The organism is Actinocrinis sp., assembly GCF_035653575.1.
Taxonomy (GTDB): domain Bacteria; phylum Actinomycetota; class Actinomycetes; order Streptomycetales; family Catenulisporaceae; genus Actinocrinis.
In genome coordinates, this window is the sequence record NZ_DASRBQ010000041.1 from 1 (window position 1) to 13,533 (window position 13,533).

13 protein-coding genes and 1 pseudogene are annotated in these 13,533 nt (G+C 70.7%); 3 read left to right on the forward strand and 11 right to left on the reverse strand.

Translation table 11 applies throughout. The features are described from left to right. The 10 genes and pseudogenes from VFA06_RS06305 to VFA06_RS06350 all read right to left on the reverse strand — a co-directional run. Positions 1–432: pseudogene (locus VFA06_RS06305) on the reverse strand (2-isopropylmalate synthase); the annotation flags it as partial. Continuing rightward, positions 429–2,117, reverse strand: a complete 1,689-nt coding sequence (locus tag VFA06_RS06310; protein WP_324839470.1) for an amino acid adenylation domain-containing protein — start codon at positions 2,115–2,117, stop codon at positions 429–431. The gene VFA06_RS06310 and the pseudogene VFA06_RS06305, both read right to left, overlap by 4 nt. Further along, positions 2,114–2,485, reverse strand: coding sequence for an acyl carrier protein (locus VFA06_RS06315; RefSeq protein ID WP_324839471.1), 372 nt, complete (start codon positions 2,483–2,485; stop codon positions 2,114–2,116). Before VFA06_RS06315 ends, VFA06_RS06310 begins: the two co-directional genes overlap by 4 nt. After that, the gene (locus VFA06_RS06320) at positions 2,482–3,711 is read right to left on the reverse strand and encodes a cytochrome P450 (RefSeq protein WP_324839472.1); all 1,230 of its coding nucleotides are present in this window, start codon (positions 3,709–3,711) and stop codon (positions 2,482–2,484) included. Before VFA06_RS06320 ends, VFA06_RS06315 begins: the two co-directional genes overlap by 4 nt. A gap of 4 nt (positions 3,712–3,715) precedes the next feature. Continuing rightward, positions 3,716–4,399, reverse strand: coding sequence for a GAF domain-containing protein (locus tag VFA06_RS06325; RefSeq protein ID WP_324839473.1), 684 nt, complete (start codon positions 4,397–4,399; stop codon positions 3,716–3,718). A gap of 2 nt (positions 4,400–4,401) precedes the next feature. Next, entirely contained in the window at positions 4,402–5,325 is a 924-nt protein-coding gene (locus VFA06_RS06330; protein WP_324839474.1) for a PAS domain-containing protein, read from the reverse strand. Next, entirely contained in the window at positions 5,322–6,095 is a 774-nt protein-coding gene (locus VFA06_RS06335) for a thioesterase II family protein (RefSeq protein WP_324839476.1), read from the reverse strand. Before VFA06_RS06335 ends, VFA06_RS06330 begins: the two co-directional genes overlap by 4 nt. Next, entirely contained in the window at positions 6,088–7,968 is a 1,881-nt protein-coding gene (locus tag VFA06_RS06340; protein WP_324839477.1) for a RiPP maturation radical SAM C-methyltransferase, read from the reverse strand. Before VFA06_RS06340 ends, VFA06_RS06335 begins: the two co-directional genes overlap by 8 nt. Before the next feature lie 103 nt (positions 7,969–8,071). After that, positions 8,072–8,293: a hypothetical protein gene (locus VFA06_RS06345; RefSeq protein ID WP_324839478.1), complete on the reverse strand. Its 222-nt coding sequence runs from the start codon at positions 8,291–8,293 to the stop codon at positions 8,072–8,074. A 283-nt stretch (positions 8,294–8,576) separates the two neighbouring features. After that, a complete protein-coding gene (locus VFA06_RS06350; RefSeq protein ID WP_324839479.1) occupies positions 8,577–9,299 on the reverse strand; it encodes a FadR/GntR family transcriptional regulator in 723 nt (240 codons plus the stop codon). 185 nt (positions 9,300–9,484) lie between these two features. Here VFA06_RS06350 and VFA06_RS06355 point away from each other — a divergent pair, with 185 nt between their 5' ends. Beyond that, positions 9,485–10,738, forward strand: a complete 1,254-nt coding sequence (locus tag VFA06_RS06355; protein ID WP_324839480.1) for an MFS transporter — start codon at positions 9,485–9,487, stop codon at positions 10,736–10,738. On the opposite strand, the gene VFA06_RS06360 is transcribed toward VFA06_RS06355, so the two are convergent. Further along, positions 10,720–11,268 carry a helix-turn-helix transcriptional regulator gene (locus VFA06_RS06360; protein WP_324839482.1) on the reverse strand — a complete coding sequence of 183 codons (549 nt, stop codon included), beginning with the start codon at positions 11,266–11,268 and terminating at the stop codon, positions 10,720–10,722. The genes VFA06_RS06355 and VFA06_RS06360 overlap by 19 nt on opposite strands. Positions 11,269–11,332: 64 nt before the next feature. On the opposite strand from VFA06_RS06360, the gene VFA06_RS06365 reads away from it, so the two are divergent. Both VFA06_RS06365 and VFA06_RS06370 read left to right on the forward strand, forming a co-directional pair. Beyond that, a complete protein-coding gene (locus VFA06_RS06365) occupies positions 11,333–12,613 on the forward strand; it encodes a benzoate/H(+) symporter BenE family transporter (protein WP_324839483.1) in 1,281 nt (426 codons plus the stop codon). 105 nt (positions 12,614–12,718) lie between these two features. Then, positions 12,719–13,533: chlorinating enzyme (locus tag VFA06_RS06370; RefSeq protein ID WP_324839484.1), on the forward strand; the 815-nt coding region annotated here is incomplete at its 3' end.

Sequence of the window (13,533 nt, forward strand, 5' to 3'; positions counted from 1 at the left end):
GAGTGACAGCTGCACGTCGGCGACCAGGTCACGGGCCCGGGCCACGGATTCGCGGGCACGCTGCGCCATCTGGTCGAGCGTCAGGCCGGCCGCGCGCGCCTGGATCTCGGAGACCTGCACGAACACGGTGATGCGCGGCCGCGCCGCCCCGGCCAGCGCGGCGTTGGCGCGCGTGACGTCGATCCGGTTCGCCCTGGCCAGCGCCGCCACGATGACCGAGTCGCCGACCTCGCCGGCCACCGCGTGTACGGCCTCGAATTCACCCGGCGACGTCATCGGATATCCGGCCTCGATCGCATACGCGCCCGTCGCGACGAGGGCACGGGCGAGCCGCACCTTGGCCTGCGCGTCCAAGTTCACGCCGGGAGCCTGGCCGCCCTCACGCAAGGTGGTGTCGTAAAGCGCGACCTGGCGCGTGTCTGAGTCGTTCATCGCGTCACCGGCACGGTGCGATCTTCAGCGGAACGCGTCGGCCCGTGAGCGTGCGTCGACCACAGCGCGCCCAGCGCCTTTCGGTCGACCTTCCCGGACGCGGACTCGGGAAGCGCCTCGGCGAAGACGAACCGCGCGGGCACCATGTACGGCGGCAGATCCGCGCGGCAGTGTTCGCGCAGCTTTGCCGAGTCCGCGGCCTCAGGATCGTCCACGACGACGAAGGCGACGATCAAATGGCTGTCTGCCTCGTGAACGTCGGTGACCCCCGCGACGCGCACGCCGTGCGCGCGGGCGAGACAGCGTTCGATCTCCTCGAGCTCCACCCGGTTGCCGTGGACCTGCACTTGGTGGTCGCGGCGGCCGGCGAACGCGAGCCCGCCGGGGCCGAGGACGGCCAGATCGCCGGTTCGTAGCAGCCGCTCGCCGGAGTCCGGCCGCTCCGGATCGGGCACCAGGACCCGGCCAGTCGTCTCCTCGTCACGCCAGTAACCCTGGAACATGCTCGCCGCGCGCAAGTAGATCTCGCCGGGCACTCCCTCGGCCGTCACCCGGACGCCGCGCTCGTCGAAGAGCAGCATCTCAGCACCCGGATAGGCCGATCCGATCGGGATCGACGCCCAGTCCGCCGGCACCGGATTGGGCACCGGGTAGAAGGCGCAACAGATCGACTCGGTCTGCCCGTAGAGGTTCACGACTTCGAGAGCCGGGAGCCGTGCGCGCAGCGCGTTGACTGTCGCGACGGTCAACTCCTCTCCGCCGACGACGATGCGTTGCAGGTCTCTGAGCTCGCCGAGCCGGTCGCCGCAGTGCTTGAGCATCATCGACCAGAGGGTGGGCACGCTGTGCATCTGCCGGACGCGCTGCGCGGCCAGCTCGTCGAACAGGCGACGGGGATGCAGCGCGACCCGACGCGGGATGTAGACGATCGTGGCGCCGACGCCGAGGGCCGCCGCGGTGTCGAGCAGGCTCAGGTCGAAGCCGAGCGGAGCGACCGAACCGAGCCGGCCGCGCACGTCGCAGGCTGCTGCGATGGCGCGGAAGGCGACGACGGCGGCGCGATGGCTCATCACCACGCCTTTGGGCGTCCCGGTGCTGCCCGAGGTGAAGATGATGTACGCGATATCGCTTTCCAGTACTTTGCGGTGCGGGCCGGGATCGGCGACCGGTTTGCCGTGGACCTGCGTATCCGAGCCCTGGGTCAGCGCCCACCGGTCCGTGATGCGCGCTGCCTGCTCGGCGTGCAGCTGCGCCCCTGGGCCGAGCACGAGCAGCTTCGCGTCGATCTGGCGGCAGATACCAACCACGCGGGCCTCGGGCAGATCCGCGTTGAAGGGGACGAAGACGCAGCCAAGCTCGCCGCACGCGATCAGTAGGCTGACGGACTCGAATCCCGGCTCCATCAACGCAGCGATCGCATCGCCGTGTCGCAGGCCCAGAGCCGCCAGGCGCTCGCGCCACCTCGCGGCGCTATGTTCGAGTTCTGCGTAGGTGTAACTGACGCCATGCGAGATGATCGCGGTGGCATCAGGCCGCGATCGCGCGTGGCGCAGCAGGAACCTCCCGACGAGCACCGGCTCCCATTCCCGTGGGTATCCCGGCTGCCATGCGCGCGCGCCGGCCGCGAGGCCGGGGGAGGAGGCGGGGGCAGGGCGAGCGCCGTTTGCGAGCGTAGACGAGCTCACTGGCCGTCTCCTGCGGCCACCGTGTCGAAGAACCGGGCGGCGATGATGCGCAGGGTGCGGAAATTCTCCAGGTCGACGTCCGCCGCCGGTATCGGCGTGCCCCGCAGGTCTTCGACGAGGACGAGCAGTTCCACGAAGGCGAGGGAGTCCTCGACGACCCCGTCCGTCAGGTCGCTGTCCTCGTCGAGTTCCGCGTCCGGGTACCGCTGCTCCAGCCACTCGCGCAGCTGCTCGATCCGGCCGTCGGCCGGCAGGGCGGAAGGGGCGGTAGGCGCGGTGATGTTTGACGCAGGGTCAGGTGACGCGGCGTTGTGCGGCGCTGCCTCGGTAGACGCTGCTGCCTTGGTAGACACTGTGCTTTTCGTCACGATCTTGGTCCTCCTTGTCGGCGGCGTTGCCGCCAGCGCAGGTCGAGCCGCACCGGCCGCCTGAAGCCGTGGCCGCGCAGCGGCGGGGGCGGCCCGTCCAGGGCGATGTCGGTGAAGCGTCGCCCCAGCGCGGCGGCGAGAGCCTCGAACTCGGCATAGGCCAGGTGGATGCCGAGACAGGTGTGCGGGCCGGCGCCGAAGGTCAGCGAGCGGCGCGCGGGACGTCCTGGCCACCAGCGGTCCGGCTCTTCGAAGACCTCTTCGTCGCGGTTCGCCGAGGCCAGCGAGAGCAGCACAGCGCTGCGCCGCGGAATGTGCACGCCGCGGATCGTGAGGTCGTCGGTCGCGTATCGCAGGATGCTCTGGGTGGGCGGCTCCCAGCGCAGCGCCTCCCGGATTCCCGCCGCCACGGCATCGCGGTCCGACCAGTCGACAACCTCGTCCGGACCGGGTTGCGAGAGCAGCGTCAGCATCATCGTGCACAGCGCCGCCTCGCTGGTTTCGGTGCCGGCCAGCAGGAAGAGCACCGCAGTTCCGCCGAATCGCGGGTCCCCCGGTGCGCCGGCGCGTTGTGCGAGCAGGTCAAGCAGACTCGGCACTGCAGAGCCCGCCGTGCGCGTAGTGCGCCGCGCGGCGTCCTGCAGATAATCGCAGAGGGCTGATTCAGCCGCCTGTGCCTCAGCGAGCGGGCCGCCGGGGAAGTCGAGTCCGCGGGCTACGGCGCGCACGTGGTCGCGCAGCCAGGGCCCGTCCTCGGGTGGGACGCCGAGCAGCCTGGTGGTCACCTCGTAAGGCAGCCGCGCGGCCACGCGCTGTGCGAAGTCGACGCTCGTGCAGTCGGCGAGCGGCGCGAGGGTCGCCTCGACGGCTTCGGCGATGAGCTGCGCGCCGTAGCCGCCGACGGCCTTCGCGCTGAACAGGGTGCCGAAGCCCTGCCGCAGCGCGCGGTGCCCGGCGCCGTCCGCGTCCAGCATCGTCGACCCGAAGATCCGGCGGCTCGCGCGCACCGGGAAGTCCGTCGCCAGCCGGTCATCGGTGAGGGCGTGCGCGACGTCCTCGTATCTCAGGACGAAGAACATGCGGTTCGCGGCGATCCAGTGCACTGGGTCACTGCGCCGCAGTTCCCGGTAGACCGGCCACGGATCGGTCTGGAACTGCTCCGAACCGAAGTCGATCAGGTCGTCTGTATCGAGGCGCGCAAGAGCGTCGAGGGCCGCACTGCCCATGGACTCACCCCGAGACGAGCGAAGTGGCGGCCGGCCCGGCGGCGCGAGCGGCGAATGCGTCGGTGACCCAGGACAGCCGCCGCGCGACCTCCACCGCCAACTCGACGGGCCCGGCCTCGAATTGCGCGTCCGAGCGTTTGGCCGCGCGCAGCAGTATCAGGGTTCCCCATTGCCGGTCGAAGCGGCGCAGCGGAACCGCGAGTGCGGATGCGACCCCTGCCGTGGCCGCCATGTCAGCGAGCTGCGGATCCGTTCTCGGCGCGGCGGGCTGGCCGCTGCCGCGGTCCGCGGCGACGGCGTGCAGTTCCCCGCTGTCCGCGGTCAGCAGCAGCGTCGCCTGATCGGCGGGCGACGCCCTGCGCATTCGTTCGGCCAGCGCCGCGGCGAGCGGCTCAAGCTGTTCGGGCGCGCAGTCGTCCACGGTCCGGCTGCGGCGCACCGGGTCCCGCGCCAGGCCGGGCGCAGGCTCGAAGTCCGCGCCGGCCCAGTCCGCCAGGTACGGGACGCTGAGCGCCAGCACGCTCTGTACCGCCTCGACGTGGCTCGCGGCCGCTTCGAGAGCGCCGCCGCAGGCGATCAGGAAGCCGAGCGCCTCCTCGGCGCGCTTCTTGCCCAGGATGTAGTCCAGCGTGATGCCCCAGGAGTCCGCGGAGCGCGCACTGGTGGGCCGTGAGGTGGCGGTGGTCATCCTCATCCCTTCTGGACGGGAGCGGCGGCTGCGCCGGCGAACAGCGGCGCGGCGGGCCAGCGGAACCTGCGGGTGGCGGTGGGCGGGGCGCTCTGGTCGGGGTCGGGGAACACCACGCAGCGGGTGTTGCGGAACTGGCCGTCGACGATGCGCGAGTTGGAGAAGATCACCACGCCGAGATCGGCGCCGGACGCGCCGACCAGCCTGGAGCGGAAGTTCACGATGGGATTGCCCTTGTCCCAGAAGCCGAACAGGTCCTCCAGCACGGCCTGGTCCGCGTAGTAAGGCTTGACGTGGTGGCCGAGGTAGCGCTCCGGATGGGCGCTGTGGCCGGCGACCGCCAGGTCGAGGCGGTTGGCCCGCAGGACGATCCCGCGCAGGCCGATGAGGTGGATGGCGGCGGGCACGTTCTGGAAGAAGTCCTCCAGCTCGCGCAGCCGGGCCTCGGCTTCGGACTCGGACAGGCTCGGCAGGTCCACGCGGAGGTCCGATGCCGGGCTCACCGCGCGCGCCCAGCGCACGGCGTCGTTCTCCCCGTCGTCGAGCGAGGGTGTCGCGCCGTCGAGTTGTGGCCGCAGTACCCATCTGACGGCTTCGAGCCGGCCGTCCGCGCCGGTGCGCGCGGTGGCGTCGACGATCACCTGCCGCTGCCGTCCGTCCAGGCCGTTCAGGACCGCGGGTTCGTCGGTCACCGGCTGGTTCTGCGTCAGCATGCCGATCAGCCAGCCCGGCAGATCCGGGCGCGCGAAGTAGTGCGCCAGCGGGGTCGGGCCCCCGCCGGCGTCGCGCGGAGCGCTGCCGGTCAGCAGGCCGAACGCGCGATTGCGGCGCAGCAGGTTTCCGGCCGGGTCGGTCAAGGCGAAGCCCACGGAGGCGTTCTCGAACAGGTCCTCGAGCCGTTCGAGCTCCGCGCTGTCTACCGTCATGCGAACTCCCGGGTCGCGGCGGGTGCGGTGATAAGGCCGGCCAGCAGTCCGCGAATGATCCGCGAACCGTGCTCGTCCAGGTAGAAGTGGCTTGCGTCAAGCAGTTCGAGCTCGAAGCCCGTGGTCGCTACCTCGCTCCACGCCCGCACGGTTTCCACGGGCGCCACCGGATCGCGCGTGCCCGCCCAGCAGAGCACCGGGGATTCGAGCGGTCGCGGCGCCGGCTGGTATCCGTCGCAGGCTTCGAAGTCAGCGCGGATCGCCGGCAGCAGGGCTCTGAGCGCGGCGTTGCCGGTGAGCGTGCTTTCCGGGGTGGCCTGGAAGGACCGCAACCGGTCGAGCAGCTCGTCATCGCTCTGCCGGGCCGGCGCGGCGCACTGCGCGCTCCAGGGCGCCGGGGTCGCGGAGATGCCCACGACGGTGGCGGGCGGCAGGCCTCGGCGGGCGAGTTCCGACGCGGTCGCATAGGCGACGAGACCGCCCATGCTGTGGCCGAACAGGACGTACGGACGGTCGAGCAGGTTACCGCCCTGGAGGTCGTCGGCCACGGCCCGCGCGATCGCGGGCAGGTCGGCGATCAGTTCGTCCCTGATCCGAATACCGCGCCCGGGCAAGGTCAGCGCCAGCACGTCGGCGGCTGCTTTCAGCAGCGCGGGCCAGGCGTGGAACGCGCTCGCCGAGCCGCCCGCGTGCGGAAAGCACACCGCGCGGACCGGCTGCTCGCCGTCTCCTGCCGCGAGCCGGAACAGGCCGGCGCCGACCCTACGCATCGGCGCCTACTGATTCGCGTATCGCAACAGGGGAGTCCTGCGCGCGTAGCGGCGCGAGGACGTTTTCGACCAGCGTCATGATCCTGCCGTTCTCCTCGAACACCGTGCCGAGCGCGCGCAACCGGTCGAGCGCCGCCTCGTCGATCGGTTCACCCTCGATGTGCAGCCGGTCCAGCCGCACCGGCTTCGCCATCGCGTGCAGGAGTTCGACCTCTTCGACGCCGATGATGGTGCGCCGCGGCTGTGTGCCCCGGGTGTCGAGGATCGACCACTGCTCGCCGTCGAACTCCAGGCGCAGCGTCGGAGCCGTCCCGTCCGACCACCCATCGCGCCACGCGGCGGCGAGCGCCTGGAGTTCCGGCTGACGGCGCAGCGAAGCCTCCTGATACGCCTGCCCGCTCACGTCGTCGAAGTAGTAGGCGAGGTCCTCGATCGTCTGCTCCGGATACGGGAAGGTCATCCGGTAGAAGTCGAACGGCTTGAGTTCCAGCCCGTAGTCCGCGGCGCCGGTGAAGTACGGGCTGTAGCGGTCGAACCTGATGGTGAAGACCCCGATCGGCGGGGGTAGGTGGCCGAGCAGCGGCAGGTCCGCTTGGTACTTGTCGTATACGGCCTCTTCTTCCCGTGGGAAGCCGATCAGCAGGCTCCACAATGGCTGGATGCCCACTTGCTTGCACTCGGCGAGGAAGGCGAGGTTCTGGAAGCTCGAGGTGCCTTTGCGCATGAGCTTCAGCGTCGGGGTGTACAGCGCCTCTATGCCCGGCTGCAGCAGCGTCACCCCGGCGTTGGCCATCGTCTTGAGGTCGTCGTGGCCGAGCTTGCCGACCTTGATCTCGAAGAAGATCTCGGTGCCCGGCGGCGGGTCCAGCGCGGGCAGCACGGTGTCCAGATAGCTGGTCGGCATGATGTTGTCGACGCAGTGGAACGAGGTGCACCAGGGGTGGAACTCGAAGAGCTGCTCGAACTGGCGCACCGCGGCCTGCGCGGGCATCTCGCGAAAGCCCATGTCCGAGCCGTTGAGCCCGCAGAAGGTGCAGTGGGCTCGCTCGCCCCACCAGCAGCCGCGCGAGGTCTCGAAGAACAGCACCGGGCGGGCGTCGCCGTCCGGGAAGGTCGCGTCGAAGGCCGCGCGGAAGGCCGTGAAGTCGGGCACGATCACATCCGCCAGCGGCCGTTCCTGCCCGGTCAGGGCCCTGGCCACCGGATTGTCGTGGTTGCGCCGGCTCAGCACGCCGGGGACGGTGTGGCAGCGCTCGGTCGATCCGTCGTCGAGCAGCCGCTTGAGGAAGGTCGGCAGCGAGACCAGCGCGGGTCCGGAGAACACGAAGTCGAGCTGCTCCTCGGCCCGTGCGAGGGCCGCGCCCATCACCGTCTCGCAGTTCGCTCCGCCCATGATCGTGATCACGCCGGGCGTGCGCCGCTTCACGGCGCGGCACAGCGCGATACTCGCCGCCGTCTGGGCGAACATCGAGGTGAGGCCGAGCACGTCGCCGTCGCGCAGGTCGAGCTGCTCGGCCAGTCGGGCGCAGAAGTCGGGGGCGAGCTCGGCGGCCCGCCGGACGGTGCCGGCGAGTTCGCCGTCCTGTTCGCCGCCGAAGTAGCGGGCGAGGTAGGGCGCCGAGTTGTCCGGAAGCTCGGGGAAGGCGCCGCCGCGAAAGACCCATTCGCCGACGCCGGTGGAGTGGTAGCGCGGGTCGGCGAGCCGTTCGTAGCGGTCGACGCCGAGCTCGCGGGCGAAGAGGTGGTTGGCGTAGACGACCTCGACCTCGCAGCGCTCGCCGAGTTCCTCGCGGACCACCGAGGCCAGCTGGCTCAGGGCGAACGAAGGGAAGCGCAGCGAGGTCAGCGGCATGTTGATCAGGACGACGCGCATGGCTCTGCTTTCGGTCAGGGCGCTGGGGCGCTCGGGGCGGCGGCGCACGCGAGTACGCCGGCCCCGCCGCCCCGTAGTGCTCTGATATATCTCTCGGTCGCGCTCAGCGGCCGTGGTTCGCCACGGCGTGGTTGGCGACGGCGTGGTTCGCGACTGCGTGGTTCGCCACGGCGTGATTGGCGACGGCGTGGTTGGCTACCGCGTGGTTCGCGACAGCCTGGTTGGCCACGGCGAGGCCGGTCGAGTCCGTGGTGCGCACAGCAGCGGCCGTGCGCGTGACGGCGTAGTTGGGATCGGTGGCGTAGCGGGCGATGCGATCGAGCATCTCGATACTCCCTCCAGAATGGGCAGGTGGCGGGAGAGGGCCGGTTGGTTCGGTCCTCAGACCCGGCCGGTTGTCATACAACCAGAGGGGTGATTAAGCGGTCAATACCGTTCATATGCTCTGTCAGCTCGGCTTATGGCGCACCGTGGCCGGAAGGTCGCGCGCTGTACGCCGCCAGCTGGGCCTTTCAAAGCAGCGGGCTGATTCAATCGGGGCGAATCTTCTTGAAAGCAAGAGCGCTGATGACTGAGATGGTCCGCCCGGCGCGGTGCCGGGCCCGTCCTCAGGGCTTCTGCTCGGAGCCGCGCTCCTCCATCGCCGCGCGCACGCCCCGCCGCGCGCCTTCGAGGTGGTCCAGCGCCGCGTCCGCGGCCGCGTGCGGGTCACCGTTACGGATCGCGTCCAGCAGCACCCGATGTGCGTCGTCGGCTCGCCGCATCCGGTCGTCCGCGTTCGCGGCGGCGTCCTCGGCCAGGTCCTTGAGCCGGGTCCGCAGCACCGGCAGCAGCGCGCCGTAGACGTCGCCGAGCACGGAGTTCCACGCCGCGGCGACAACGGCCTGATGGAAGTCGAGATCCGCGTCGACGAGTTCTTGGGCGCTCGCGCCGCGGGCCTGCATGCGGCGCTCCAGGGCGGCTTCGAGGCGCTCGAGGTCCTCCGGCGTCCGGCGCTCCGCCGCCAGGCGCGCGGCGGTGACCTCGAGGCTGCCGCGCACCTCGTACGCCTCCAGCACGTCGGCTCGGCGCAGCCGCTGCTCCAGGTTCTCCACCGGCCGCGTCGACGCCACGAACACGCCGAGGCCCTGCCGGGTCTCCACGATGCCCGCGCCGACCAGGGCCCTGATGGCCTCCCGGATCGTCGAGCGGCCGACCCCGAGCATGCCCGCGAGGTTCGTCTCCGAGGGCAGCCGCTGGCCCACCGGCCAGGCGCCTGAGGCCACCTCGGCCAGCAGTCGCTGCATCACCTGGTCGACCAGCGGACTGCGTTTCACCGGCGCGAGCGTCATGACTCGTATCCTTCGCAGGTTGTCTGAGGAGTGCTAGTGTAGCGGACGCCGACCGCCCGGCACCGGGCTTCCGCGCAATCGTCTACTCATGCTCCGGTGCCCGGGCGCCAGGGCGTGCGCGCATACCGAAGGCAACCGAGCCCTTCGCGACTCATCGATCTCAGCCGGGTAAGGGGTAAGGTCCCGTGTCCGCAGAACAGACTGCTGCCGTCGGCCAAGCCGCGTTAAGCGGTGCGCGAGAGGAGTCGCGGCGCCCACGCATGGTGCTGCTGACCACCACCCATGCCGTCAACGACCTCTACCAGGGCGCCATCCCGGTGCTCATCTCCTTCTTCGCCGTCGAACGGCACTACACCTACGCCGCCCTGACCGGCATCACCCTGGCCGCCACCTTCCTCGCCAGCATCGTGCAGCCCGGCTTCGGCCTGCTCACCGACCGGCACAGCCTCGGCTGGCTGATCCCGGGGGGCATGCTCGTGGCCGGGGCCGGCGTGGGCCTCTGCGGGCTCGGCGGCAACTACGTGCTGACCTGGCTGGCCATCGGGGTCTCCGGCATCGGCGTCGCGGCCTACCATCCCGAGGCCGCCCGGGTGGCGCGCGCCGCGGCCCGGTCATCGACCCGCGCGATGAGCTGGTTCACGGTCGGCGGCAACATCGGGGTGTCCCTGGCGCCGCTGCTCATGACTCCGGTGCTGCTGGCGACCGGGCTGCGCGGCACGCCGCTGCTCGCCGTGCCGGCCGTGCTCATGGCCGCCGCGACGTGGAGCGCCCGGCCGTGGGCCGTGGCCGGTACGGGCAGGGCGGGACGCCGCGGCGGGAGCGCGGCGGCCGCGGACCGGGGCGACGACTGGCGCGCGTTCAGTGCCCTGACGGCGGTCGTGGTGACCAGGTCGGTGCTGTACTTCTCGCTGATCTCGTTCCTGGCCCTGCTGTTCATCAGGGTGGGGCACAAGTCCACCGCGGTCGGATCGTGGGCGCTCACCGTGTTCTCCGTGGCCGGAGCGATCGGCACCGTGCTAGGCGGCTCACTCGCGGACCGCCGGGGACGGCTTCCCGCGATCAGGTTGGGATACGCGGTTTGCATTCCGGTCTTCCTCGCGCTGGTCCTCGTTCCCTCCGTGGCGGTGCGGTTCGTGCTCACCGCCGTGCTCGGCGTGGCCGTGTTCGTGCCGTTCACCGTCCAGGTCACCCTGGGCCAGGATTACCTGCCCCGGCACATCGGCACGGCGAGCGGCATGACGCTGGGGCTGGCTAACTCGGTCGGCGGCTTGACCGCTCCGTTGCTCGGAGTGCTGGCCGACCACGCCGGCCTAGTGCGCACGCTGGAGATCGTCGCCCTCTTCCCGGTCCTGGCTTTCCTGCTGGCGTTGCGGCTCACCGATCCGCGCGCCGCGGCGGCCCGCGGCGGGCCGTCCCGCGCTCAGGCGGCGGAGGGATAGCGGATGAGCAGCGCGCCGTGAATATCTTCGTCGGCTTCGAAGATGTGGGGCTCGTCAGCGTTCCATGTCGCATAGCTGCCGGCCATGACTTTGAGCGGCGTGTGGCTGGTGCCGACGTAGCCGATGCCTCGGTACACCGTGAGATGTTCCGTGGTGCCGGCGACGTGGGCGGGCGAGGTCTGGCGCAGACTCGGCTTGATCAGCACCCGGTAGTACTCGAACACTGCGGTCGGCTCGTTGAAGACCGCCAGCAGTTCCGCGGTCACCGCCGTGCCGTGCACCGTGCTCACCGCCTCGACGCCGTCGCGCGGATCGGCCAGCACCGCGGCGAGCGGCAACCCGAGCTGCCCGGCGATCGCGTAGAGCGTCTCAAGGGTCGGATTGCGGGTGCCCGCCTCGACCCCCGACAGCGTCGCCTTGCCGACTCCGGCGCGGCCGGCCAGCTCGTTGAGGCTCCAGCCGCGCTCGCGGCGCAACGCGGTGATACGCCGGCCGATACGCGCCGCCTCCGGCGCCGAGTTCGCGTTCACGGTTGCTATCGTGCCACCCTGGCTTGTTCCGTATACAGAACAGTTCGGGGTGGGTGGACGTCACATGAGTGGCACGACGCAACACACGGCGCGCGATTGGAGTCAACCGGTCCTCGCCGGGGTGGTCACCGCGCTGGTCGGCTATGTCGGCTCCTTCGCGGTAGTCCTCACCGGTCTGCGGGCGGTCGGCGCCGACACGGCGCATGCGGCGTCCGGGCTGCTGGTGCTTTCGCTCGGCATGGGCGCGCTGACGCTCTGGTTCAGCGTGCGCACTCGCATGCCGGTCATCATCGCCTGGTCCACGCCGGGCGCGGCGCTGCTCGCCTCGACGGGACGGGTACCCGGCGGGTATGCCGCGGCGCTGGGCGCCTTCGTGGTGGCCGGGGCGCTGATCGTGATCACGGGCGCCGTCCCGCAGTTGAGCCGGTGGGTCAGCGCGGTCCCGCCCCAGATCGCCGCGGCGCTGCTGGCCGGGGTGCTGTTGCCGCTGTGCGCCGCACCGGTGAACGCGATGGCGCACATCCCGTGGCAGGCGGCGCCCGTCGTGGCGATCTGGGCCGTCTTCTCCCGGCTGCTTCCGTGCTGGGCGGTGCAGGCCGCCCTCGCCGCGGCGGCGGTGGTCGTTGCCGTCGTCGGCCCGAGCGGCGGGTTCCGGGCGCCGGGACTGCTCCCGCCGCTCACGTTCGACCTGCCGAGGCCGACCGTCGGCGCGCTCGTCGGCCTGGCGCTGCCGCTGTACGTGATCACCATGGCGTCGCAGAACATCCCCGGTATCGCCGTGCTCGCGACCTACGGATATCGGCCGCCGGTGCGGCGGATCCTGACCGTGACCGGCGCGGCCGGACTGGTGGTGGCGCCGAGCGGCGGAATCGCGCTCAACCTGTCCTCCATCACCGCGGCGATGGCCGCCGGGCCGGACGCGCACCCGGACCCGCGGCGCCGCTGGATCGCGGGGGTGGCGAGCGGATGCGGTTATCTGGTCCTCGGCCTGTGCTCCGGCCTGGCCGCCGCGCTCGGCGCGGCGGCGTCCCCGCTGCTGATCGAGACGGTCGCCGGGCTGGCCCTGCTCGGCGCACTGGTCTCCGCGCTGACCGCGGCGCTCGCGGACGAGCGGCTGCGCGAGTGCGCGACGGTCACCTTCCTGGTGACCGTCTCGAATGTGACCGTGGCTGGAATCAGCAGCCCGTTCTGGGGCCTGCTGGCCGGTTTCGCCTTCCTGGCGCTGCGCCACCGTCGGGTTCCGCCCACGGCGGCCAGCACGCTTCCCCGTCAGCGCCCCGCCGACGCACCGCACGACACCGAGCAGGCCGAACAGGCCGCGGCAACGCCGCAAACCGGCCGCTGAGCGGGCAACGTATCAGAATCCAGATAGCTGTTCCATATACGGATCAGTCCCGATAGACTGCCTCGGCAGCCTGCCTAATGCGACAAGCACACGAGGGAGACGGGCATGGACGAGCAGCGCACCGACTTCTCACTGAGCCCCGAGGAACTCGAGCGGTTCCACCGGGACGGCTTCATCGGCCCCTTCGACCTGTATTCGGAGGAGGAGATGGAGCGGAACCTGCGGGCCCTGCGGCCGAAACTGCTCAACACGAAGAAGGCGATATACAACAGCGACGGCGCGATGTCCGGCGTGACGAACCTGGCGAACTACGACCGCCACCTGGACATCGAGTTCCTGGCCCGGCACATCACCAGCCCGCAGATCGTCGACCGGGTCGCCTCGGTGCTCGGGCCGGACACGCTGTGCTGGCGCACCGAGTTCTTCCCGAAGTACCCCGGCGACGAGGGCACCGACTGGCACCAGGCGGACAACTTCTCGAACGTGGCCGGATCGAAGCACCCGCAGATCGTCTGGCCCGAGGACGCCGAGTTCGGCGGGACGATCACCGTGTGGGCGGCGTTCACCCCGGCGACGGTGGAGAACGGCTGCCTGCAGTTCATCCCGGGCTCGCACCGCACGATGAACTACGACGAGTCTAAGACCATGACCTACGACGCAGGTTCCATCAACCAGCAGGTCAAGGGCGGGGTGCGCCGCGGCTTCTTCGGTTACGACTACCGGCAGCTGCAGAAGGACCCGAACTGGTCGCCGGACGAGTCCAAGGCCGTCTCGCAGGTCATGCGGCAGGGCCAGTTCGTCATGTTCTGGTCGACCCTGATGCACGCCTCGCATCCGCACAGCGGCAAGACCGACGAGATGCGGCTCGGCTTCGCCGCGCGGTACCTGCCGACCTCGGTGCGGGTGTATCCGTATTCGGA

Coding starts and splice junctions, on each gene's coding strand:
- VFA06_RS06320 (WP_324839472.1), bottom strand. CDS start 3,711: ATGGGCAGTGCGGCCCTCGACGCTCTTGCGCGCCTCGATACAGACGAC.
- VFA06_RS06325 (WP_324839473.1), bottom strand. CDS start 4,399: ATGACCACCGCCACCTCACGGCCCACCAGTGCGCGCTCCGCGGACTCC.
- VFA06_RS06330 (WP_324839474.1), bottom strand. CDS start 5,325: ATGACGGTAGACAGCGCGGAGCTCGAACGGCTCGAGGACCTGTTCGAG.
- VFA06_RS06335 (WP_324839476.1), bottom strand. CDS start 6,095: ATGCGTAGGGTCGGCGCCGGCCTGTTCCGGCTCGCGGCAGGAGACGGC.
- VFA06_RS06340 (WP_324839477.1), bottom strand. CDS start 7,968: ATGCGCGTCGTCCTGATCAACATGCCGCTGACCTCGCTGCGCTTCCCT.
- VFA06_RS06345 (WP_324839478.1), bottom strand. CDS start 8,293: ATGCTCGATCGCATCGCCCGCTACGCCACCGATCCCAACTACGCCGTC.
- VFA06_RS06350 (WP_324839479.1), bottom strand. CDS start 9,299: ATGACGCTCGCGCCGGTGAAACGCAGTCCGCTGGTCGACCAGGTGATG.
- VFA06_RS06365 (WP_324839483.1), top strand. CDS start 11,333: ATGAGTGGCACGACGCAACACACGGCGCGCGATTGGAGTCAACCGGTC.